Here is a 20,786-nt window from a genome sequence, read left to right on the forward strand (position 1 = left end):
CCTCAAGATGAGATTTCCCATTCCGCAAGGAAGTAAGATCCCTGAAAGATGATCAGGTTGATAGGTCTGAGGTGGAAGTGTGGCGACACATGGAGCTGACAGATACTAATCGATCGAGGACTTAACCTAATGTCTAATGATGTCACACCTGTTATCTAGTTTTGAGAGAACACTCTCAATTGTTTGGTGGCGATAGCGAAGAGGTCACACCCGTTCCCATGCCGAACACGGAAGTTAAGCTCTTCAGCGCCGATGGTAGTCGGGGGTTTCCCCCTGTGAGAGTAGGACGCCGCCAAGCAATTGCACGTTAGTGCAATTATGGAGGATTAGCTCAGCTGGGAGAGCATCTGCCTTACAAGCAGAGGGTCGGCGGTTCGAGCCCGTCATCCTCCACCATTCTAACTATACATAATATGTTTACATATGAGCCGGTGTAGCTCAATTGGTAGAGCAACTGACTTGTAATCAGTAGGTTGGGGGTTCAAGTCCTCTTGCCGGCACCACTTTTATATGATATAATATTCAAGTCTCTTGTAAGAAGAGCCATTAGCTCAGTTGGTAGAGCATCTGACTTTTAATCAGAGGGTCGAAGGTTCGAGTCCTTCATGGCTCACCATTTATATGTTGCGGATGTGGCGGAATTGGCAGACGCGCTAGAATCAGGCTCTAGTGTCTTTACAGACGTGGGGGTTCAAGTCCCTTCATCCGCACCATTTCTGCGGAAGTAGTTCAGTGGTAGAACACCACCTTGCCAAGGTGGGGGTCGCGGGTTCGAATCCCGTCTTCCGCTCCAACTATACCATCCACGCCGGGGTGGTGGAATTGGCAGACACACAGGACTTAAAATCCTGCGGTAGGTGACTACCGTGCCGGTTCAAGTCCGGCCCTCGGCATTATAATTTGCGCCCGTAGCTCAATTGGATAGAGCGTTTGACTACGGATCAAAAGGTTAGGGGTTCGACTCCTCTCGGGCGCGCCATGATCTACATGAAATCGGGAAGTAGCTCAGCTTGGTAGAGCACATGGTTTGGGACCATGGGGTCGCAGGTTCGAATCCTGTCTTCCCGACCATTCTTGGGGCCTTAGCTCAGCTGGGAGAGCGCCTGCTTTGCACGCAGGAGGTCAGCGGTTCGATCCCGCTAGGCTCCACTTGATTTCAATATATGATTTGGCGGTGTAGCTCAGCTGGCTAGAGCGTACGGTTCATACCCGTGAGGTCGGGGGTTCGATCCCCTCCGCCGCTACCAAAGGACCTTTAGCTCAGTTGGTTAGAGCAGACGGCTCATAACCGTCCGGTCGTAGGTTCGAGTCCTACAAGGTCCACCACAATACGGAGGAATACCCAAGTCTGGCTGAAGGGATCGGTCTTGAAAACCGACAGGGGTGTCAAAGCCCGCGGGGGTTCGAATCCCTCTTCCTCCGCCATATATATTCTTACATTTTATCATCGCGGGGTGGAGCAGTTCGGTAGCTCGTCGGGCTCATAACCCGAAGGTCGCAGGTTCAAATCCTGCCCCCGCAACCAAACAAATATATCCTTTTAAATAAGGAGCGCCCGATGGGTGCAACTAATTAAAATGGTCCGGTAGTTCAGTTGGTTAGAATGCCTGCCTGTCACGCAGGAGGTCGCGGGTTCGAGTCCCGTCCGGACCGCCATTTAAATAATAAGGCTCGGTAGCTCAGTTGGTAGAGCAACGGACTGAAAATCCGTGTGTCGGCGGTTCGATTCCGTCCCGAGCCACCATTTACAAATATATATATTTTGGCGGTTGTGGCGAAGTGGTTAACGCACCAGATTGTGGCTCTGGCATTCGTGGGTTCGATTCCCATCAATCGCCCCAAATAAAATTGCGGGTGTAGTTTAGTGGTAAAACCTCAGCCTTCCAAGCTGATGTCGTGGGTTCGATTCCCATCACCCGCTCCATTTCTATATCGTCATGGGCCTGTAGCTCAGCTGGTTAGAGCGCACGCCTGATAAGCGTGAGGTCGATGGTTCGAGTCCATTCAGGCCCACCATACCATGACTTTTACGTTCCACAGTAGCTCAGTGGTAGAGCTATCGGCTGTTAACCGATCGGTCGCAGGTTCGAATCCTGCCTGTGGAGCCATATGGAGAAGTACTCAAGTGGCTGAAGAGGCGCCCCTGCTAAGGGTGTAGGTCGTGTAAGCGGCGCGAGGGTTCAAATCCCTCCTTCTCCGCCATGACGGCCCGTTGGTCAAGCGGTTAAGACACCGCCCTTTCACGGCGGTAACACGGGTTCGAATCCCGTACGGGTCATCCTGAAACCTTGCATATCCTGCAAGGTTTTTTTGTTTTCTAAAACTATATGATATGCATCTGATTTTGTTTTTTATTCTATATCAAATTTACAACAAAAAACTCCATATCTTTTGTTTTTCTTCAGAAAATGAAGTTTTATGTCAATAAATATAAGCGCTTTCTAGAAAGGGCTTTTTTTTATTTCTACGAATAAATAATATAAATGAAAACTATGATGTCAGAAAGGATGATTACATGGCCGCTGCCAGCCCAACAGCACATGATGTTTATCTTTTTCACGAAGGCAGTCTGTTTAAAAGCTATCAGCTGTTTGGCTCGCATTATCGCGAGCTGAATGGCCAAAGCGGGTATGAATTTTGTGTGTGGGCGCCTCATGCGTCAGAAGTTCGAGTGGCTGGAGATTTTAACAGTTGGTCAGGTGAGCTTCATGTTATGCAGAAAGTTAATGATCATGGCATTTGGACGTTATTTGTTCCAGGTTTGAAAGAAAAGGAACGATATAAGTATGAAATCGTGACAAATAGCGGAGAGACCATGCTGAAGGCAGACCCGTATGCTTTTTATTCAGAAGTAAGACCGAATACGGCGTCTCTTACTTACGATCTTGCAGGGTACAGCTGGCATGATCAAAAGTGGCAGAAGAAGAAGAAAGCTAAAACAATATATGAAAAGCCGGTTTTTATTTATGAGCTTCATCTTGGTTCATGGAAGAAGCATCCCGATGGCACGCTTTACTCCTATGGAGAATTAGGCCAGTCTCTTATTCCTTATATCAAAGAGCAGGGGTTTACCCATATCGAACTGCTGCCCGTTTATGAACATCCTTATGATCGCTCTTGGGGTTATCAAGCAACGGGGTATTACAGCCCGACAAGCCGATTTGGCACGCCTCATGATTTGATGAGGTTTGTGGATGAATGCCATCAGGCAAACATCGGCGTCATACTTGATTGGGTCCCCGGACATTTTTGTAAAGATTCTCATGGGCTTTATATGTTTGATGGAGCGCCTCTTTACGAATATCAAGAAGAGCGTGACCGGGAGAACTGGCTGTGGGGCACCGCTAACTTTGATTTAGGAAAACCGGAAGTTCAAAGTTTTTTAATTTCTAATGCGTTGTACTGGGCGGAATTCTATCATATAGATGGTTTTAGGGTCGATGCCGTGGCCAATATGCTGTATTGGCCAAATCAGGCTGAACGCCATATGAATCCATATGCAGTTGCATTTTTAAAGAAGCTGAATCAAACAATGCGGGAGGCATATCCGCATGTCATGATGATAGCGGAAGATTCCACCGAATGGCCTCAAGTAACAGGTCCTGTTGAGGAAGGGGGACTCGGCTTTCATTTTAAATGGAATATGGGCTGGATGAATGATGTGCTGAAATATATGGAGACGCCTGCTGAACAAAGGCGGCACTGCCATCAGCTTGTGTCTTTTTCCTTGCTTTATGCGTTTAGTGAACATTTTGTATTGCCATTTTCTCATGATGAAGTCGTGTATGGAAAAAAATCACTTCTTCACAAAATGCCTGGCGACTATTGGCAGAAGTTTGCCCAATATCGGCTTTTACTCGGTTATATGACGGCTCATCCCGGAAAAAAACTCATTTTTATGGGATCGGAATTTGCCCAATTCGATGAATGGAAAGATACAGAACAGCTTGATTGGTTTTTGAACTCCTTCCCCATGCATCAAAAAGCAAGTGTTTTTACTCAAGATCTTCTCCGCTTTTATCAAAAAAGCAAAATCCTTTATGAAAATGACCATCGTGCTCAGTCATTTGAATGGATTGATGTCCACAATGAGGAGCAATCAATCTTTTCTTTTATTCGGTATGGCAGACGGCACGGTGAGGCGCTTATCATCTTATGTAATTTTACACCCTCGGTCTATCATCAATACGATGTTGGCGTTCCCTTTCTTACCCAATATATCGAAGTGTTGAACAGTGACAATGAAAAATATGGGGGCTCAGGTCAATTGAATAAAAAGCCGTTGGCAGCCAAAGCTGGAGCTGTTCATCACAAACCGTGCTATATCACAATGACAATCCCCCCTTATGGCATTTCGATTATGCGGGCGGTGAAAAAAAGAGGAGAGATAAATGAATGAAAAAACAATGTGTAGCTATGCTCCTTGCCGGCGGGAAGGGCAGCCGTCTCAGCGGATTAACAAAAAATATGGCAAAACCGGCCGTATCTTTTGGGGGAAAATACAGGATTATTGATTTTACGCTCAGCAACTGCTCGAATTCAGGCATAGACACAGTAGGCATCTTAACACAATATCAGCCGCTGGAGCTGAATTCCTATATTGGCATTGGCAGTGCATGGGATCTTGACAGGCACAATGGCGGTGTTACGGTATTGCCTCCTTATGCCGAGTCATCCGAAGTGAAATGGTATAAAGGGACGGCAAGCGCAATTTATGAAAATCTCAATTACCTGAACCAGTATGATCCTGAGTATGTGCTGATCTTATCAGGCGATCACATTTATAAAATGGACTACGGCAAAATGCTTGATTTTCATATTGAAAAGAAAGCGGATGTGACCATCTCCGTGATTGAAGTGGGATGGGAAGAAGCGAGCCGATTCGGCATCATGAAGACAAATGAAGACGGGATCATCACACATTTTGATGAAAAGCCTAAATTTCCAAAGAGCAATTTGGCATCCATGGGTATTTATATTTTCAATTGGCCGCTCTTGAAGCAATACCTTGAGATGGATGACCGGAATCCGTATTCAAGCCATGATTTCGGCAAAGACATTATTCCTTTGCTTTTGGAGGAGAAAAAGAAGCTTTCCGCTTATCCGTTTAAAGGATATTGGAAGGATGTCGGCACGGTGCAGAGCTTATGGGAAGCCAATATGGATTTGCTGAAAGACCAGTCTGAGCTAAGGCTGTTTGAACGCAATTGGAAGATTTACTCTGTCAATCCGAATCAGCCTCCGCAATTTATTTCGCCTGAGGCGCAGGTTCATGACTCACTTGTGAATGAGGGGTGTATTGTTTATGGGAATGTGTCTCACTCCGTTCTATTTCAAGGTGTCACCGTCGGTAAGCACGCAACGGTCAAGCGTTCAGTGATTATGCCGGATGTGACAATCGGTGAGCATGTCGTGATTGAGAATGCTATCGTGCCCAAGGGCTTAGTGCTTCCGGATGGCGCAGTGATTAAATCTGAAAAAGACATTCAGGAGGTGCTGCTTGTTTCGGAGGAATTTGTAGAGAAAGAATTGATTTAATGACTGAAGAGGAGGCAGAATCAGTTGATCAATAATCAAATGTTAGGTGTTATAGATGAAACCACATATAAGCATTCTCTTCAGGATTTAACCGCACAGCGGTCGCTTGGTGCGATTCCTTTTGCTGGCAGGTACCGTTTGATAGATTTTATGCTGTCCAATATGGTGAATGCGGACATTAGGAGTGTGGCGATTTTTCCGAAATATCGCTACCGGTCTCTTATGGATCATCTTGGAGCAGGGAAGGAATGGGATTTACACCGAAAAAAGGACGGCCTCTTTTTTTTTCCGTCACCGCATTTGCATGATGAATATAATGAATTCGGTTCATTTCGCCAGTTTTCTGATCATCTTGATTACTTTCATAGAAGCACACAGCAATATGCCGTCATCACCAACAGCCATACTGTATGCAACATTCAATTTCAATACGTGCTGAAAAGACATCAGGAGGCGGGCTGTGACATTACCGAGGTCTTTCAGGACGGTCAGTCGCTGCAAATCTATATCATGTCTTCTAAACTCTTGAAGGATCTGATCTACGGACATATTGAAAAAGGATACAGAACCATTCAGGAGGTTGTTGAAAAGGAAGCCTCCGCATTGACCATTTGCCCATATGAATATTCGGGGTATGCAGCTGTTATTGATTCTGTAGAAAAGTATTATACCCACAGTATGGAGCTTATTCAGCCGCGTTTTTGGCAGCAGGTGTTTTTGCCTCAGCAGCCGATTTATACAAAAGTGAAGGATGAGCCCCCAACGAAATACGGGAAGAACAGCACTGTCAGAAATTCTTTAGTGGCAAACGGCTGTGTGCTTGAGGGGGAGGTCGAAAACTGCATCTTATTCAGGGCGGTGCATGTCGGGAAAGGCACGAAGCTGAAAAACTGCATTATTATGCAAAAAACGCAGATTGGTGAGGATTGTTTGCTGGAGCAGGTGATTGCTGATAAAGATGTCAAAATCGGCAATACAACTGAAACTGCGGGAACGGAGGAGCAGCCGCTCGTATTAAAAAAAGGTTTGGTGCAAGGAGAGCTGATGAATTCTTGAAGGTGTTATTTGCTGTCTCAGAATGTACCCCGTTTGTAAAATCAGGAGGCCTGGCCGATGTGGCCGGCGCGCTGCCCAAAGTGCTTTCTCGTCTTGGGAACGACGTAGCGGTAATCATGCCGAAATACAGTCAAATTCCTGATCCCTGGAAAAAGCGTATGAAGAAAACAGCTGAGTGTACGGTTGCTGTTGGCTGGCGTCAGCAATATTGCGGGATTGAGCATTTGGCTGAAGATGGTGTGGATTATTATTTTATCGACAATAAATATTATTTCTCAAGGGATTCCCTGTACGGGCATTTTGACGATGGGGAGCGGTTTGCTTATTTTTCAAGAGCTGTGCTGGAAGCGGCAGAAGCAGTGAATTTTCAAGCCGATATCATTCATACTCATGACTGGCATACAGCGATGGTCAATTATTTGTTGAAAGAGGAATACAGCAAGCGCCCTTTTTATGAGCAGATGAAAAGTGTGCTCACGATCCATAACTTGCAGTTTCAAGGTATATTCCCGCCTGAGGTGACACATGACTTGCTCGGTCTCGACATGAGTCATTTTCATTTTGAGAGATTAGAATGCAATGGATTTGTTAATTTTATGAAAGCAGGGATTCTCGCTGCTGATCATGTAACAACGGTGAGCCCGACTTATAGAAATGAAATCTTAACGCCGTATTACGGCGAGCAGCTTGAGCCAGTTTTGCAGCATAGGGAAAAAGATTTAACAGGGATCTTAAACGGTATTGATGACTCTTTCTATCAGACAGAGAGCGATCCGTATATTGAGATGCATTACGATCCTGAACGTCTTGATTTAAAGGAAGAAAATAAAACGAAGCTCCAGCGGCGGATGGGCCTTCCGGAACGAAAAGATATTCCGCTGATCAGTATGGTAACAAGGCTGACCAAACAGAAGGGGCTTGATCTTGTTAAGAGAATGATGCACGAGCTGCTGGAGGAGAGAGACATACAGCTGATTGTGCTCGGTACGGGGGAGCAGGAATTTGAGGACTACTTCCGGTACATTGAATTTGCATTTCACGATAAATGCAGGGCGTATATTGGGTTTGATGAGCCGTTTGCCCATCAGATTTATGCGGGCTCGGATTTGTTTCTGATGCCGTCGAAATTTGAGCCGTGCGGTCTGGGGCAGATGATCGCGCTTCAATATGGCGCTATTCCGATTGTCAGAGAAACAGGCGGGCTCTATGACACTGTCCGTTCCTACCGGGAGGAAGAGGGCACAGGCAACGGTTTTACGTTCTCAGCCTTTAATGCTCACGATCTGAAATTTACGATCGAGAGGGCGCTGGCGTTTTATCGCCAAAAGGATGTATGGAAGAGCATCATGAAGACCGCAATGAATGCAGATTACAGCTGGAAACAATCAGCCAAACAGTATCAGCGCATTTTCGAGCATGTGACAAGGAGTGGACGGGATGTTCTCGAGTAAAGAACGCTTTGCAGCCTTATTTTTAAAGCGTCTGGAAATGACGTGCGGGAAAAGCTTTAAGGACTCTTCCAGGCTTGATCAATATAAAACCTTAGGCAATATGATCAGAGAGTACATCAGCGCTGATTGGATCCAGACAAATGAAAGAAGCAGGTCCAATTCCGGAAAGCAGACATATTATTTGTCGATTGAATTTCTTCTGGGACAGCTCCTTGAACAGAATTTAATGAATCTCGGTATTCGGGATGTAGTGGAAGCGGGTCTGAAAGAGAACGGCATCAGTTTAGACGAGATCCTTTATATGGAGAGTGATGCAGGGCTTGGGAATGGCGGTCTGGGGCGATTGGCCGCTTGTTTCTTAGATTCTCTGGCTTCGTTAAACTTGCCTGGGCATGGGATGGGAATTCGCTATAAGCATGGGTTATTTGAACAAAAAATTGTTGACGGGCATCAGGTTGAGCTGCCTGAGCAATGGCTGAAAAACGGAAATGTGTGGGAAGTAAGAAATGCTGATCAAGCGGTTGACGTGCCGTTTTGGGGCGAGGTGCATATGACTGAAAAAAACGGCCGTCTGCATTTTCGTCATGAGCAAGCAACAATCATTACCGCTGTTCCTTATGATATCCCGATCATCGGATACGATACGGGCACAGTCAACACGTTAAGACTTTGGAACGCCGAGCCTTATGCGCATTATCACGGCGGCAATATTTTGTCTTATAAACGGGAAACAGAAGCTGTATCTGAATTTTTATACCCTGACGACACGCATGACGAGGGTAAGATATTACGGCTGAAGCAGCAGTATTTTTTAGTATGTGCAAGTTTAAAAAGCATTGTGAACAATTACCGCAAAACGAATCAATCATTATATGGCCTGCATAAAAAAGTAAGCATTCATATTAATGACACCCATCCTGCACTTGCTGTGCCTGAACTGATGCGGATTTTGCTTGATGAAGAAAACATGAGCTGGGAAGATGCCTGGCATATCACGGTACATACGATTTCTTACACGAATCATACGACACTGTCAGAAGCGCTTGAAAAATGGCCGATTCATTTATTTAAGCCGTTGCTCCCGCGAATGTATATGATTATTGAAGAGATTAATGAGAGGTTTTGCAGAGCGGTTTGGGAGAAGTATCCCGGTGACTGGAAAAGGATAGAGGATATGGCGATTACGGCGCACGGTGTTGTCAAAATGGCTCATCTCGCAATAGTGGGAAGCTACAGTGTAAACGGAGTTGCCAAAATTCACTCCGACATTTTAAAGGAACGGGAGATGCGTCATTTTCATTTGATGTTTCCGAATCGGTTTAACAATAAAACAAATGGAATCGCCCATAGGCGCTGGCTGTTAAAAGCCAATCCCGGCTTGTCCGCGATGATAACGGATGCGATAGGCGATGAATGGATAAAACAGCCGGAATCCTTGATTCGGCTGGAACCGTACGCTGCTGATCCCGCTTTTATTGAGCAGTTCCAAAACAACAAAAGCAGAAAAAAGCAAGAGCTTGCTGATCTGATTTTTTGCACGGCCGGAGTGGCTGTAAATCCGGACAGCATATTTGATGTACAGGTGAAACGGCTTCATGCGTATAAACGGCAGCTGCTGAATGTTCTTCATATTATGTATTTGTATAACCGGCTGAAGGAGGATTCAGGATTTTCTATTTATCCGCAAACCTTTATTTTCGGAGCAAAGGCTTCACCAAGCTATCATTACGCGAAGAAAATCATTAAACTGATTCATTCCGTTGCGGAGAAAGTAAATTATGACCCGGCGGTGAGGCAGCTGCTCAAGGTCGTTTTTTTAGAAAATTACAGGGTCTCTATGGCGGAGCAGATTTTTCCGGCATCAGATGTAAGTGAACAAATTTCGACTGCAAGCAAGGAAGCGTCCGGTACAGGAAATATGAAGTTTATGATGAATGGCGCGCTGACAATCGGCACGCATGACGGGGCGAATATTGAAATTCTGCAACGGGTCGGAACTGATTGTGTTTACACTTTTGGTTTGAAAGCGGATGACGTTCTTTCCTACCAGGAAAACGGAGGCTACAGATCAAGGGAGTATTATCAGCATGACCGCAGAATCAGGCAGGTAGCGGATCAGCTGATCAACGGTTTTTTTGAAGGTGAAGCCGATGAATTTGAATCCATCTATGATTCGCTGCTGCCGCATAATGACGAGTATTTTGTATTGAAGGATTTCAGTTCATACGCGGATGCCCAGGAGCGTATTCAAGCCGATTATCAAGATCGGCGAAAGTGGTCAGAGCGTTCGATTTTAAACATTGCCCATTCAGGTTATTTTTCAAGCGACCGGACGATTCACGAATATGCGAAACACATTTGGAGAATTAAGCCGATGATGTAAAAAGCCGCTGTTAGAGCGGCTTTTTTGTTCAAAGATTCATTGAATAGATCGTAAAGGATAAGACAGTTGCAAAGGCACTCCACAAAAAATAAGGCACAAGAAGCCAGCTTGCGGCCCTGCTGTATACTTTTGCAATGATGATTACAACCAGCGCTGTTATGGCGACAAGCAGGCAGTCAATGGATGCGGCAAGGAGATTCTTTTGCGTAAACTGAAAATAACTGAATGCTTGATTAAGCACATAATTGATCAAAAACGCCAGCCAAAAGCTTTTGGCTTTTTTAAATGAACATTTGGCAAAAACAATGGCAGCTGAAAGAGAAATCAGTGCAAACAGGACGGACCAGATAATGCCGATCGTTGACCCGCTTGGCGTCCAGTCTGGCTTTTTCAGTGAATGATACCAACTTTGGTCGATCGGAAATAGAAAGTCTGCGGCTGAAAACAGTGCGTATGTAATGATAAAAACTGCGATTGCGCCGAACATCTTTTTCATATATTTCCCTCCGGTATGTATGTATTTTACATGTAGGTTTACCCTTTATCTTGGATAGATCAAACTCCTGATATGCGGGGGAGATGATGTAGAGAGCTGCTGAAATGCGGTCATTTATGAAAACACAAAAGAGAACCCCCTTTGCCTGGGGGTTCAATCTGCATGGAGATCGCCAAACGTCGTCATGATGCCTTCTTCATCCAGCTCTTCCTCATAACGTTCATGCGCCCTGCTTGGATACACTGTAATTTCTTTGCCTGTAATATCTGTGGCAATGAAATTCTCATATGATTCTGTATTGCCGATATTTTCTTCGGCATTCATCGTCATATCATCATAGCTGAGCGGCGGATTTTCCATGTCCTGCGGTGTTTCTGAGTTTCCGTATTTTTCAACGTCCTGGTAGGAATCTTCACTGTCGTAAGGGGCTCTGATTTCTTCATCATCGTCAAATTCAAATTGCCCGAAAGGTGTTTCTTCTTCGATCGGACGGTCTTTGGAAACGACATCCTGTGATGAATATTCCGCGAGCGTTGTAGCAGTCGGAAGCGCTTCTAGGCGTTCATAAGGAATTTCCTTTCCGCTGACCTCACAAATCCCGTACGTGCCGTTTTCTATCGCCTTCAATGAATGCTCAATGTCCCGGAGATGCTCCCGTTCATGCAAATCAAGAGCAATGTCTTTTTCGCGCTCATAAAGCTCTGTCGCCTGATCGCCTGGGTGATTGTCATAAGCAGAAAGCTCACCCCACGAATCATATGGAAAAGCGGAATTGAGCTGAAAATGGTCATTGTCTTTGAAGCGGTTCAATATATCTTCTTTCGTTTGTTCAAGTTCCTTTTTTAAATGCTGAAGCTGTTCGTTTGTTAGCAATATGATCGCCTCGTTTCTCTGTAATGCATACCTTTAGTATGGACAGATCGCCTGAGAACTTTCATAAATCCCTTGTGGAGGAATATAGGAGAATTTCCTTATATGGTAAGCGGATACAAGCTTTGCTATCAGTGGAGAAAGAAATTTAAGGTTTGTTTCTTTTTCATTTCTGCAATTAGGTTTATAATAGGTAAGGCAGGCCATTTGGACTGCATGATCTGTGTATTTGACACAATGTAGACACAGGTGTATGGTATTAAAAGCATTTTAAGAATTATGGAGGAATGTCTCATGGTGACAACGGTGCAGCGTACGTTCCGAAAGGAAGTTCTACATGCATTACATAAAGCCAAAGAAGTCAACCATGCTGTCTTAATAAGCTATTCGAGACAAATTGAGTCTCTTGACCCTCTATCATTTTTCAATTACGGAGCAAAAAAATATACAGGCAATCGATTTTTTTGGTCAGAACCTGAAAGTGAATTGACAATAGTCGGTCTTGGCAAAGAAGCTGTTTTCCAGACGAATCAAAAAAACGACGAGCGGTATCGCGAGGTTTTTGAACAATGGGAGCGCTTTAAAAAGACGGCTTTTCATATTTATGAAGAAGAAAAGCTGCAGCATTCTGCAGTGGGACCTGTCTTATTCGGAGGCTTTTCCTTTGACCCTTACGAAGAAAGAGGTACTCAATGGGACCATTTCTCGGAAGGGGATTTCTTTGTGCCTTCGCTTATGCTGACGATGTCTGCTGACGGTTCGTTTTTAACAGTCAACAGATGGGTCAGCGGAGAAGATGATGCAGAAGCTGTTTTGGAAGGCTTAAAAGCTTTTGCAGCGGAATTTGTGGTCCCCGATTTAAATCAAAAAGATCAGGCTGTGATGACAGCATCTCAGGAGCTGGATAAGTCTGATTGGCTGAAAGCAATCGAAACGGCAACAAGCCAAATTAAAGAGAATCAATATGATAAAGTGGTTCTTGCCAGAGAGCTGCTGCTCACGTTTGACGGTCCGGTCAAAATGGAACCGGTGCTTAAAACGCTTTTGACCGATCAGCAGACAAGCTATGTTTTTGCAATCGAACAAGAAGGCAAAACCTTTGTCGGCGCATCCCCGGAAAGACTGATCAAAAGAGACGGCAACACTGTCATGTCTACTTGTCTGGCAGGTTCCATAAAGCGCGGCTCTGATGAAGAAGAAGACCGCCGCATCGGCCTAGCATTATTAAACGATGAGAAAAATCTGCTGGAGCATGATATTGTTGTAGGCATGATTCATAATGCTTTTGTATCAAGCTGTTCTGACGTTGAAAAGCCTGACGAACCTGTATTGTACAAAACGAAAAGCGTCCAGCACTTATTTACGCCGATTGTCGGCCAGCTTCACGCGTCTGCTTCGCTTTTTGACTTAATTGAGAAACTGCATCCCACACCGGCGCTTGGGGGAGCACCTCAGAAAAAAGCTGTAGAAGTGATCAGAGAGATCGAACCGATGTCCCGCGGCTGGTATGCGGCTCCTGTCGGCTGGATTGACAGTCAGGATAACGGAGAATTTGCTGTTGCCATTCGTTCAGGGCTGATTGAAGGCAGCACAGCACGCCTGTTTGCCGGGTGCGGCATTGTGGAAGACTCTGAACCGCAATCGGAATACGAAGAAACACAGATTAAATTAAAGCCGATGATCTCTGCACTGGGAGGTGAGAGACGTTGACAGTGAACCCGATTACTCATTACATCGGAAGCTTTATTGATGAATTCGCCCTTTCCGGAATTACGGACGCTGTCGTTTGTCCGGGCTCAAGATCTACACCGCTGGCAATTCTTGCTGCCGCGCATCCGGATATCAATGTCCATATCCAAATTGATGAAAGATCTGCCGGATTTTTTGCATTAGGGCTGGCAAAAGCACAGCAGCGTCCCGTGCTTCTGATTTGTACATCAGGAACAGCCGCGGCCAACTTTTATCCGGCTGTGATTGAAGCCCATTATTCAAGAGTACCGATTATAGTGTTAACTGCTGATCGGCCCCACGAGCTGCGTGAAGTAGGCGCACCGCAGGCCATTAATCAGCACTTCTTATTCGGTAACTTTGTTAAGTTTTTCACAGACTCTGCTCTTCCCGAAGAGTCGCCGCATATGCTGAGATATATCCGAACGCTGGCAGGCCGTGCCGCCGGGGAAGCGCAAAAGCGTCCAATGGGGCCTGTGCACGTGAATGTACCTCTTCGTGAGCCGCTGATGCCTGACCTTTCTGATCAGCCGTTTGAAAGAATGAGAACTGGGCGTCACGTGTCAGTGAAAACGGGTACGCAATCCGTGGACCGAGACTCTCTGTCTGACGTGGCTATGATGTTGAAAGAGGCCGAAAAAGGCATGATCGTCTGCGGGGAACTCCACAGTGATGCTGATCAGCAAAAAATTGTGGAGCTGTCAAAAGCGTTGCATTATCCAATTTTAGCTGACCCGCTGTCTAACCTGCGGAACGGCGTCCATGATAAAAGCACCGTTATAGATGCGTATGACTCATTTTTGAAAGATGATGAGCTGAAGTCAGCACTGCGGCCTGATGTCGTGATCCGTTTCGGACCGATGCCTGTTTCAAAGCCGGTTTTTTTGTGGCTGAAGGATGACCCGGCCATTCAGCAGATTGTGATTGATGAGGATGGCGGCTGGAGAGACCCGACACAGGCAAGCGCACATATGATTCACTGCAGCCCGTCTAGTTTTGCCGATGCGATCATGGCTGAATATACTGGAATGGATCGAACATCGGAATGGCTGGAAAAATGGCAGATCGTGAATCAGCGTTTCCGTGAATATCTGCAAACGGTCAGCGATGAAGAGGTTTCATTTGAGGGCAACCTCTATCGAATCCTCCAGCATCTTGTGCCTGAAAATAGCTCGCTATTTGTCGGAAACAGCATGCCAATCAGGGATGTCGATACGTTTTTCGAAAATCAGGACCGCAATTTCCGTATCTATTCAAACCGCGGCGCAAATGGGATTGATGGTGTTGTCTCTTCTGCCATGGGTGTTTGTGAAGGAACAAAAGCACCTGTGACACTCGTGATCGGGGATTTGTCTTTTTATCATGATTTAAACGGGCTGCTGGCGGCTAAAAAACTGGGTATTCCGCTTACTGTGATCCTCGTGAACAATGACGGCGGAGGGATTTTTTCATTTTTGCCGCAGGCATCTGAAAAGACACACTTTGAAGATTTGTTCGGCACGCCGACGGGGCTCGATTTCAAGCATGCGGCTGAGCTTTACGGGGGCACGTATTCATGCCCGGCTTCGTGGGATGAGTTTAAAGCATCATACGCACCGCAGGCTGACAAGCCCGGCCTTCACATTATAGAAATCAAAACTGATCGCCAATCAAGAGTTCAGCTTCATCGTGATATGCTGAATGAGGCTGTGCGGGAAGTGAAAAAACAATGGGAACTGTAAGCATAACTGTTGCAGACGGCGTCCGCTATGCTGTGACAGATGATCGGCCGAATGCTTCTGATGCCATAGTCTGTCTGCACGGGTTTACCGGCAGTAAACAATCCTGGGCCTTTCTGGACCAGTCGCTGCCTGATTCCCGTGTCATCAAAATTGATTGCTTAGGGCACGGAGAAAGTGATGCCCCGCTGAATGGAAAAAGATATAGTACGAGCCGGCAGGTTTCAGACCTTGCCGAAATATTTGATCATTTAAAACTTCACAAAGTGAAACTTATTGGTTATTCTATGGGGGGAAGGCTTGCATATTCCTTTGCCATGACATACCCCGAACGGATATCAGCGCTTGTGCTCGAAAGCACGACACCCGGCCTTAAAACCCTCGGGGAACGGAAAGAACGAATCTTGCGGGATCGGAAGCTTGCCGATTTTATTTTGCGTGACGGGATCAAAGCCTTTGTGGACTATTGGGAAGGCATCCCTTTGTTTTCGACGCAGCAGCGGCTTGCTGAAGACGTTCGGCAGAGGATACGGTCGGGCCGTCTGAGAAACAATAACATTGGGCTGGCCAACAGTTTAATCGGTATGGGCACCGGTTCACAGCCTTCCTGGTGGAGCCGGTTAAAAGATATTGCGGCGCCTGTGCTTCTCATCTGCGGAGAATGGGACGAGAAGTTTTGCGCCATTAATCAAGAGGTGCATAAGAAGCTTCCATCTAGTAGAATAGAGATTGTTCCTGAAGCAGGCCATACAGTGCATGTGGAACAGCCGCGTTTTTTTGGTAAAATAGTGAGTGAGTATTTAACAAACTTATAACTCGTTCATATGGAAAAATAGAGGAGGTCATATCATGGCTGTAGAATGGAAAACTGAACGTACATACGATGAAATCCTGTATGAAACGTATAATGGTATTGCAAAAATAACTATCAACCGCCCTGAGGTACATAATGCGTTTACCCCTAAGACGGTTGCTGAAATGATTGATGCATTTGCTCGCGCGAGAGATGATCAAAACATCGGCGTTATCGTGCTTGCCGGTGCCGGAGACAAAGCGTTTTGTTCTGGCGGAGACCAAAAAGTGCGCGGACACGGCGGTTATGTAGGCGACGACCAAATTCCGCGTTTAAACGTATTGGATCTTCAGCGTTTAATCCGCGTCATCCCGAAACCTGTTGTTGCGATGGTATCCGGATATGCGATCGGCGGAGGACACGTGCTTCACATCGTATGTGACTTGACAATCGCTGCTGACAATGCGATTTTCGGACAAACCGGCCCTAAAGTGGGAAGCTTTGACGCAGGTTACGGTTCAGGCTACCTGGCTCGAATCGTAGGACATAAAAAAGCCCGTGAAATCTGGTACCTGTGCCGTCAGTACAACGCGCAGGAAGCGCTGGATATGGGACTTGTCAACACAGTTGTTCCTTTGGAACAGCTTGAAGAAGAAACGATTAAATGGTGTGAAGAAATGCTTGAGAAAAGCCCGACCGCACTTCGTTTTCTTAAAGCTGCGTTTAACGCGGACACAGACGGACTTGCTGGAATTCAGCAGTTTGCAGGGGATGCAACCCTTCTTTACTACACAACTGATGAAGCAAAAGAAGGCCGTGATTCCTTTAAGGAAAAACGCAAACCGGATTTCGGTCAATTCCCGCGTTTTCCGTGATCAGCAGATACGTATGAAACGAACAGCTTGAGCCATTGCGGTCCAAGCTGTTTTCTTTTCAATAAAGTAATTTTACCTCGGAGATGATGACATGCTGACAGAACAGCCCAACTGGCTCCTGCAACGGGCACAGCTAACACCTGAGAGAATCGCTCTCATTTATGGAGATCAAACCGTGACATTTGCTGAATTATTTGCCGCATCCAAACGAATGGCGTCCCAGCTTTCCGCTCATTCTTTTCGAAAAGGGGACACCGCGGCTCTTCTGCTCGGAAACCGGGCGGAGATGGTATATGCCGTTCACGCGTGCTTTTTGCTCGGCGTAAAAGCGGTGCTGCTGAATACAAAGCTGTCTAAACATGAAAGGCTGTTCCAACTGGAGGATTCCGGCGCCCGCTTTTTACTGACGGATGAAAGTTTTGACATGCAGGATTATGAACATATGGTTGAAACCGTTAATGTGGATGAACTGGTAAAAGAAGATGCACAGGATATTGACATTGAGCCATACATACAAATGGACGCAACGGCGACTCTCATGTATACCTCCGGGACAACCGGCAAGCCCAAGGGAGTTCAGCAAACATTTGGAAATCATTATTTCAGTGCGGTGTCTTCTGCTCTTAATTTGGGTATAACAGAACAAGACCGCTGGCTTATCACGCTGCCGCTCTTTCATATCAGCGGACTGTCCGCATTATTTAAATCTGTGATTTACGGAATGACGGTCGTGCTTCACCAGCGTTTTTCCGTAAGTGATGTATTGGATTCTATCGACAGGCATCAAGTTACGATTATTTCTGCGGTGCAGACAATGCTGGCAAGTCTTTTGGCAGAAACAAGCTGCTGCCCGTCATCCCTCAGATGCATCCTGCTCGGCGGAGGTCCGGCGCCGCTTCCTTTGTTAGAAGAATGCCGAGAGAAAGGCTTCCCCGTCTTTCAATCATACGGAATGACGGAGACGTGCTCACAAATCGTTACTCTCTCGCCGGAATTCAGTATGGAAAAGCTCGGATCAGCAGGAAAACCGCTGTTTTCATGCGAAATCAAAATTGAGCGGGACGGAAAAGCGTGTGAGCCGTTTGAACATGGTGAAATTATGGTGAAAGGCCCGAATGTGATGAAAAGCTATTTCAACCGGGAAAGCGCAAATAAAGCATCCTTTCAAAATGGCTGGCTGAAAACAGGCGATCTCGGTTATTTGGACAGTGAAGGGTTTTTATATGTATTAGACAGGCGATCAGATCTTATCATTTCAGGCGGAGAAAATATTTATCCCGCTGAAGTGGAGTCTGTGCTGCTTTCTCATCCGGCTGTTGCAGAAGCCGGCGTTTCAGGCGCGGAGGACATAAAATGGGGAAAAGTGCCTCATGCTTATCTTGTGCTCCATCAGCCTGTCAGCGCTGAAGAACTGACCGTTTTTTGCAAAGAACGATTGGCGAAATATAAAGTTCCGGCAAAATTCTTTGTATTAGACCGCCTGCCGCGCAATGCGTCGAATAAGCTATTGCGAAATCAGCTGAAGGATGCGCGTAAAGGAGAACTGTTATGATCGAAATAGAAAAAATTACGCTTTATCATTTGAGCATGAATCTAAAAAAACCGTTCAAAAACAGTATTGAGACGCTTCAGGAGCGCAAATTTTTGATTGTAGAAGCCATCGATATATCCGGAGTTACAGGATGGGGAGAAGTGTCTGCATTCTCCTCACCATGGTACACCGAGGAAACGATTGGCACTTGTCTGCATATGCTGAAGGATTTTTTTATTCCTAATGTCGTCGGACGTGAATTCAGCCACCCCTCTGAAGTGCCGGACAGCTTGGCGCGCTATAAAGGTAACAGGATGGCAAAAGCGGGGCTTGAATCAGCTGTTTGGGATATTTATGCAAAAAAGAAGGGGATTTCTCTTGCGGAGGCATTAGGAGGGACAAGAGACAAAGTCCCTGCCGGAGTCGTTGTCAGCTTAGCGCCTCTTGAGGATATGCTGAAAGAAATTGAGGCTTATCAAAAAGAAGGCTATCAAAGAATAAAAATTAAAATTCAGCCAGGACAAGATGTGGAACTGGTAAAAGCCATCCGCAGCCGATTCCCTGGCATCCCGCTTATGGCTGATGCGAATTCCTCTTATGAACTCAAGGATATCAGCCGCTTAAAGGAGCTTGACGAATATCATTTAATGATGATTGAACAGCCGCTCCAAGCTGATGATATTGTTGATCACCGCCACTTGCAGAAGCATATGAAAACGGCGATTTGCCTTGATGAAAGCATTTGCTCAGCTGATGACGCGAGACGGGCGATTGAGCTGGGAAGCTGCAAAGTAATTAATATCAAGCCTTCTCGTGTCGGCGGATTGACGGAAGCTCTGAAAATCCATGATCTGTGCAAGGAGCACAATATGCCGGTTTGGTGCGGAGGAATGCTGGAGACTGGCATTTCAAGAGCGCAAAACGTGGCGCTGGCTTCATTGCCCCAATTTACGATACCGGGCGATATTTCGTCATCTTCAAGGTATTGGGATGAGGATATCGTGACCCCTGATATCTGTATCGATAACGGATTTATTTCTGTGGCGAAACAGCCTGGTTTAGGGGTTGAAGTAAATCAGGAAATAATGCGAAAATATGTGACCAAAATGGATGTTTTCACACAGCATGGATGAGAAAAAGGCATTTTATCAATTTGAGAGAATGTGAGTGTGCTGTTAGAGTAAAAGCGTTGAATACATCCCTTCTCGTTTGACCGGCTGCTGAACCAGCCGGTTTTTTTATGCGAAAAATATCTTGACAGAAATGGACAAACGCGATAATTTTGCACTAAGGAAACTTTTTGTCCTATATAAACAAAACATGCTTTTGTCTAATTAAATGTCACATGTCTAAGAAAACACAACATAAGATAAAACAACAGGACATCGATGACAAAGAGGAGGGAACAAATGAAAAAACGAGGACTGATAGGGGCATTGATCCTTGCATGCCTTGCTTTAACGGGCTGTGGATCAGAGTCTTCCGGTAAAAGCTCTGATCAGCGGCTGCAAGTGACGGCAACGACTTCCCAAATTGCAGACGCGGCTGAAAAAATCGGCGGAAAGCATGTAAAGGTCACTTCTTTAATGGGACCGGGAGTAGACCCGCACCTTTACAAAGCGTCACAAGGTGATACGAGAAAATTGACATCAGCAGACGTTGTGCTATACAGCGGCTTGCATCTCGAAGGGAAGATGGAAGACATTCTCCGTAAAATCAGTGAACAAAAACAAGCGGCGGCGGTTGCCGAAGCGATTCCGAAAAGCAAGCTTATTTCTGCGGGAAAAGGGAAGATGTATGATCCTCACGTCTGGTTCAGCATCCCATTATGGATTTACGCAATTGATGAAATCGAAGAGCAATTCAGCAAAGCGATGCCTGAGCATGCGGATGACTTTAAGAAAAACGCAAAAGAGTACAAAGATAATTTGCAATATTTAGATAAATGGGCTCGTCAGGAGGTTGCGAACATTCCGGAGAAAAGCCGTGTGCTTGTAACCGCTCATGATGCGTTTGCGTATTTTGGGAAAGAGTATGGATTTAAAGTAGAAGGCCTGCAGGGGCTCAGCACAGATTCAGATTATGGTTTAAAGGATGTACAGGACCTGGTTGAGCTTTTGGCAGAAAAACAAATTAAGGCTGTTTTTGTAGAAAGCAGCGTGTCTGAAAAATCAATTAATGCCGTGGTGGAAGGGGCTAAAGAAAAAGGCCATTCGGTGTCAATCGGCGGTCAGCTCTATTCGGATGCAATGGGTGAAAAGGGGACAAAAGAAGGTACATACGAAGGCATGTTCCGCCATAATATCAACACGATTACCGAAGCGCTTAAATAAGGAATAGAGGTGAA

14 protein-coding genes, 21 tRNA genes and 2 rRNA genes are annotated in these 20,786 nt (G+C 45.7%); 35 read left to right on the forward strand and 2 right to left on the reverse strand.

Annotated elements, in window-relative coordinates; all coding sequences use genetic code 11:
• From UJ203_RS00005 to glgP, 28 genes are all read left to right on the forward strand, one after another.
• Positions 1-129, forward strand: a 23S ribosomal RNA gene (locus UJ203_RS00005); the annotation flags it as partial.
• 53 nt (positions 130-182) lie between these two features.
• A 5S ribosomal RNA gene (gene rrf / locus UJ203_RS00010) occupies positions 183-298 on the forward strand.
• Between the two features lie 22 nt (positions 299-320).
• A tRNA-Val gene (locus UJ203_RS00015) sits at positions 321-396 on the forward strand.
• Positions 397-427: 31 nt separating this feature from the next.
• Positions 428-503: transfer RNA gene (locus UJ203_RS00020), tRNA-Thr, on the forward strand.
• Between the two features lie 37 nt (positions 504-540).
• Positions 541-616 (forward strand) — tRNA-Lys (locus tag UJ203_RS00025).
• 10 nt (positions 617-626) lie between these two features.
• Positions 627-713 (forward strand) — tRNA-Leu (locus UJ203_RS00030).
• A gap of 5 nt (positions 714-718) precedes the next feature.
• Positions 719-793 (forward strand) — tRNA-Gly (locus tag UJ203_RS00035).
• A gap of 14 nt (positions 794-807) precedes the next feature.
• Positions 808-893, forward strand: a tRNA-Leu gene (locus UJ203_RS00040).
• A gap of 9 nt (positions 894-902) precedes the next feature.
• Positions 903-979 (forward strand) — tRNA-Arg (locus UJ203_RS00045).
• A 15-nt stretch (positions 980-994) separates the two neighbouring features.
• Positions 995-1,071: transfer RNA gene (locus UJ203_RS00050), tRNA-Pro, on the forward strand.
• A 5-nt stretch (positions 1,072-1,076) separates the two neighbouring features.
• Positions 1,077-1,149 (forward strand) — tRNA-Ala (locus UJ203_RS00055).
• A 21-nt stretch (positions 1,150-1,170) separates the two neighbouring features.
• Positions 1,171-1,247, forward strand: a tRNA-Met gene (locus tag UJ203_RS00060).
• Positions 1,248-1,249: 2 nt separating this feature from the next.
• Positions 1,250-1,326 (forward strand) — tRNA-Ile (locus tag UJ203_RS00065).
• A 6-nt stretch (positions 1,327-1,332) separates the two neighbouring features.
• Positions 1,333-1,425, forward strand: a tRNA-Ser gene (locus UJ203_RS00070).
• Positions 1,426-1,448: 23 nt separating this feature from the next.
• Positions 1,449-1,525, forward strand: a tRNA-Met gene (locus UJ203_RS00075).
• Positions 1,526-1,579: 54 nt separating this feature from the next.
• Positions 1,580-1,656, forward strand: a tRNA-Asp gene (locus UJ203_RS00080).
• Positions 1,657-1,668: 12 nt separating this feature from the next.
• Positions 1,669-1,744: transfer RNA gene (locus UJ203_RS00085), tRNA-Phe, on the forward strand.
• 21 nt (positions 1,745-1,765) lie between these two features.
• A tRNA-His gene (locus tag UJ203_RS00090) sits at positions 1,766-1,841 on the forward strand.
• A gap of 9 nt (positions 1,842-1,850) precedes the next feature.
• A tRNA-Gly gene (locus UJ203_RS00095) sits at positions 1,851-1,924 on the forward strand.
• Positions 1,925-1,939: 15 nt separating this feature from the next.
• Positions 1,940-2,016: transfer RNA gene (locus UJ203_RS00100), tRNA-Ile, on the forward strand.
• A 17-nt stretch (positions 2,017-2,033) separates the two neighbouring features.
• Positions 2,034-2,108 (forward strand) — tRNA-Asn (locus tag UJ203_RS00105).
• A gap of 3 nt (positions 2,109-2,111) precedes the next feature.
• A tRNA-Ser gene (locus tag UJ203_RS00110) sits at positions 2,112-2,202 on the forward strand.
• A 4-nt stretch (positions 2,203-2,206) separates the two neighbouring features.
• Positions 2,207-2,278: transfer RNA gene (locus UJ203_RS00115), tRNA-Glu, on the forward strand.
• A 237-nt stretch (positions 2,279-2,515) separates the two neighbouring features.
• Positions 2,516-4,399: a 1,4-alpha-glucan branching enzyme gene (glgB, locus tag UJ203_RS00120; protein ID WP_322008341.1), complete on the forward strand. Its 1,884-nt coding sequence runs from the start codon at positions 2,516-2,518 to the stop codon at positions 4,397-4,399.
• Positions 4,396-5,538 (forward strand): glucose-1-phosphate adenylyltransferase, encoded by a 1,143-nt coding sequence (locus tag UJ203_RS00125; protein ID WP_322008342.1) that lies wholly within the window; start codon positions 4,396-4,398, stop codon positions 5,536-5,538. Before glgB ends, UJ203_RS00125 begins: the two co-directional genes overlap by 4 nt.
• A gap of 24 nt (positions 5,539-5,562) precedes the next feature.
• A complete protein-coding gene (gene glgD / locus UJ203_RS00130; protein WP_322008343.1) occupies positions 5,563-6,594 on the forward strand; it encodes a glucose-1-phosphate adenylyltransferase subunit GlgD in 1,032 nt (343 codons plus the stop codon).
• Positions 6,591-8,045 (forward strand): glycogen synthase GlgA, encoded by a 1,455-nt coding sequence (gene glgA, locus UJ203_RS00135; protein ID WP_322008344.1) that lies wholly within the window; start codon positions 6,591-6,593, stop codon positions 8,043-8,045. Before glgD ends, glgA begins: the two co-directional genes overlap by 4 nt.
• Positions 8,032-10,428, forward strand: coding sequence for a glycogen phosphorylase GlgP (gene glgP / locus UJ203_RS00140; protein ID WP_322008345.1), 2,397 nt, complete (start codon positions 8,032-8,034; stop codon positions 10,426-10,428). Before glgA ends, glgP begins: the two co-directional genes overlap by 14 nt.
• A gap of 28 nt (positions 10,429-10,456) precedes the next feature.
• Here glgP and UJ203_RS00145 read toward each other — a convergent pair whose 3' ends face one another.
• Both UJ203_RS00145 and UJ203_RS00150 read right to left on the reverse strand, forming a co-directional pair.
• Positions 10,457-10,924: a TspO/MBR family protein gene (locus UJ203_RS00145; RefSeq protein WP_105953325.1), complete on the reverse strand. Its 468-nt coding sequence runs from the start codon at positions 10,922-10,924 to the stop codon at positions 10,457-10,459.
• 153 nt (positions 10,925-11,077) lie between these two features.
• Positions 11,078-11,797, reverse strand: coding sequence for a yteA family sporulation protein (locus UJ203_RS00150; protein WP_024122606.1), 720 nt, complete (start codon positions 11,795-11,797; stop codon positions 11,078-11,080).
• Between the two features lie 291 nt (positions 11,798-12,088).
• On the opposite strand from UJ203_RS00150, the gene UJ203_RS00155 reads away from it, so the two are divergent.
• The 7 genes from UJ203_RS00155 (at position 12,089) to UJ203_RS00185 (ending at position 20,772) form a co-directional block, all read left to right on the forward strand.
• The gene (locus tag UJ203_RS00155) at positions 12,089-13,504 is read left to right on the forward strand and encodes an isochorismate synthase MenF (protein ID WP_322008346.1); all 1,416 of its coding nucleotides are present in this window, start codon (positions 12,089-12,091) and stop codon (positions 13,502-13,504) included.
• Positions 13,501-15,243, forward strand: coding sequence for a 2-succinyl-5-enolpyruvyl-6-hydroxy-3-cyclohexene-1-carboxylic-acid synthase (menD, locus tag UJ203_RS00160; protein WP_227598100.1), 1,743 nt, complete (start codon positions 13,501-13,503; stop codon positions 15,241-15,243). Before UJ203_RS00155 ends, menD begins: the two co-directional genes overlap by 4 nt.
• Positions 15,231-16,055: a 2-succinyl-6-hydroxy-2,4-cyclohexadiene-1-carboxylate synthase gene (menH, locus tag UJ203_RS00165; protein WP_322008347.1), complete on the forward strand. Its 825-nt coding sequence runs from the start codon at positions 15,231-15,233 to the stop codon at positions 16,053-16,055. The genes menD and menH overlap by 13 nt, the downstream gene beginning before the upstream one ends.
• 34 nt (positions 16,056-16,089) lie before the next feature.
• Entirely contained in the window at positions 16,090-16,908 is an 819-nt protein-coding gene (gene menB, locus UJ203_RS00170; protein ID WP_010331603.1) for a 1,4-dihydroxy-2-naphthoyl-CoA synthase, read from the forward strand.
• Positions 16,909-16,999: 91 nt separating this feature from the next.
• Positions 17,000-18,460 (forward strand): o-succinylbenzoate--CoA ligase, encoded by a 1,461-nt coding sequence (locus UJ203_RS00175; protein WP_105953329.1) that lies wholly within the window; start codon positions 17,000-17,002, stop codon positions 18,458-18,460.
• Positions 18,457-19,572, forward strand: coding sequence for an o-succinylbenzoate synthase (gene menC, locus UJ203_RS00180; protein WP_322008348.1), 1,116 nt, complete (start codon positions 18,457-18,459; stop codon positions 19,570-19,572). Before UJ203_RS00175 ends, menC begins: the two co-directional genes overlap by 4 nt.
• 276 nt (positions 19,573-19,848) lie before the next feature.
• Positions 19,849-20,772, forward strand: coding sequence for a metal ABC transporter solute-binding protein, Zn/Mn family (locus UJ203_RS00185; protein ID WP_322008349.1), 924 nt, complete (start codon positions 19,849-19,851; stop codon positions 20,770-20,772).
• Positions 20,773-20,786: the final 14 nt, after the last annotated feature.

The organism is Bacillus sp. V26, assembly GCF_034296245.1.
Lineage (GTDB): Bacteria > Bacillota > Bacilli > Bacillales > Bacillaceae > Bacillus > Bacillus halotolerans.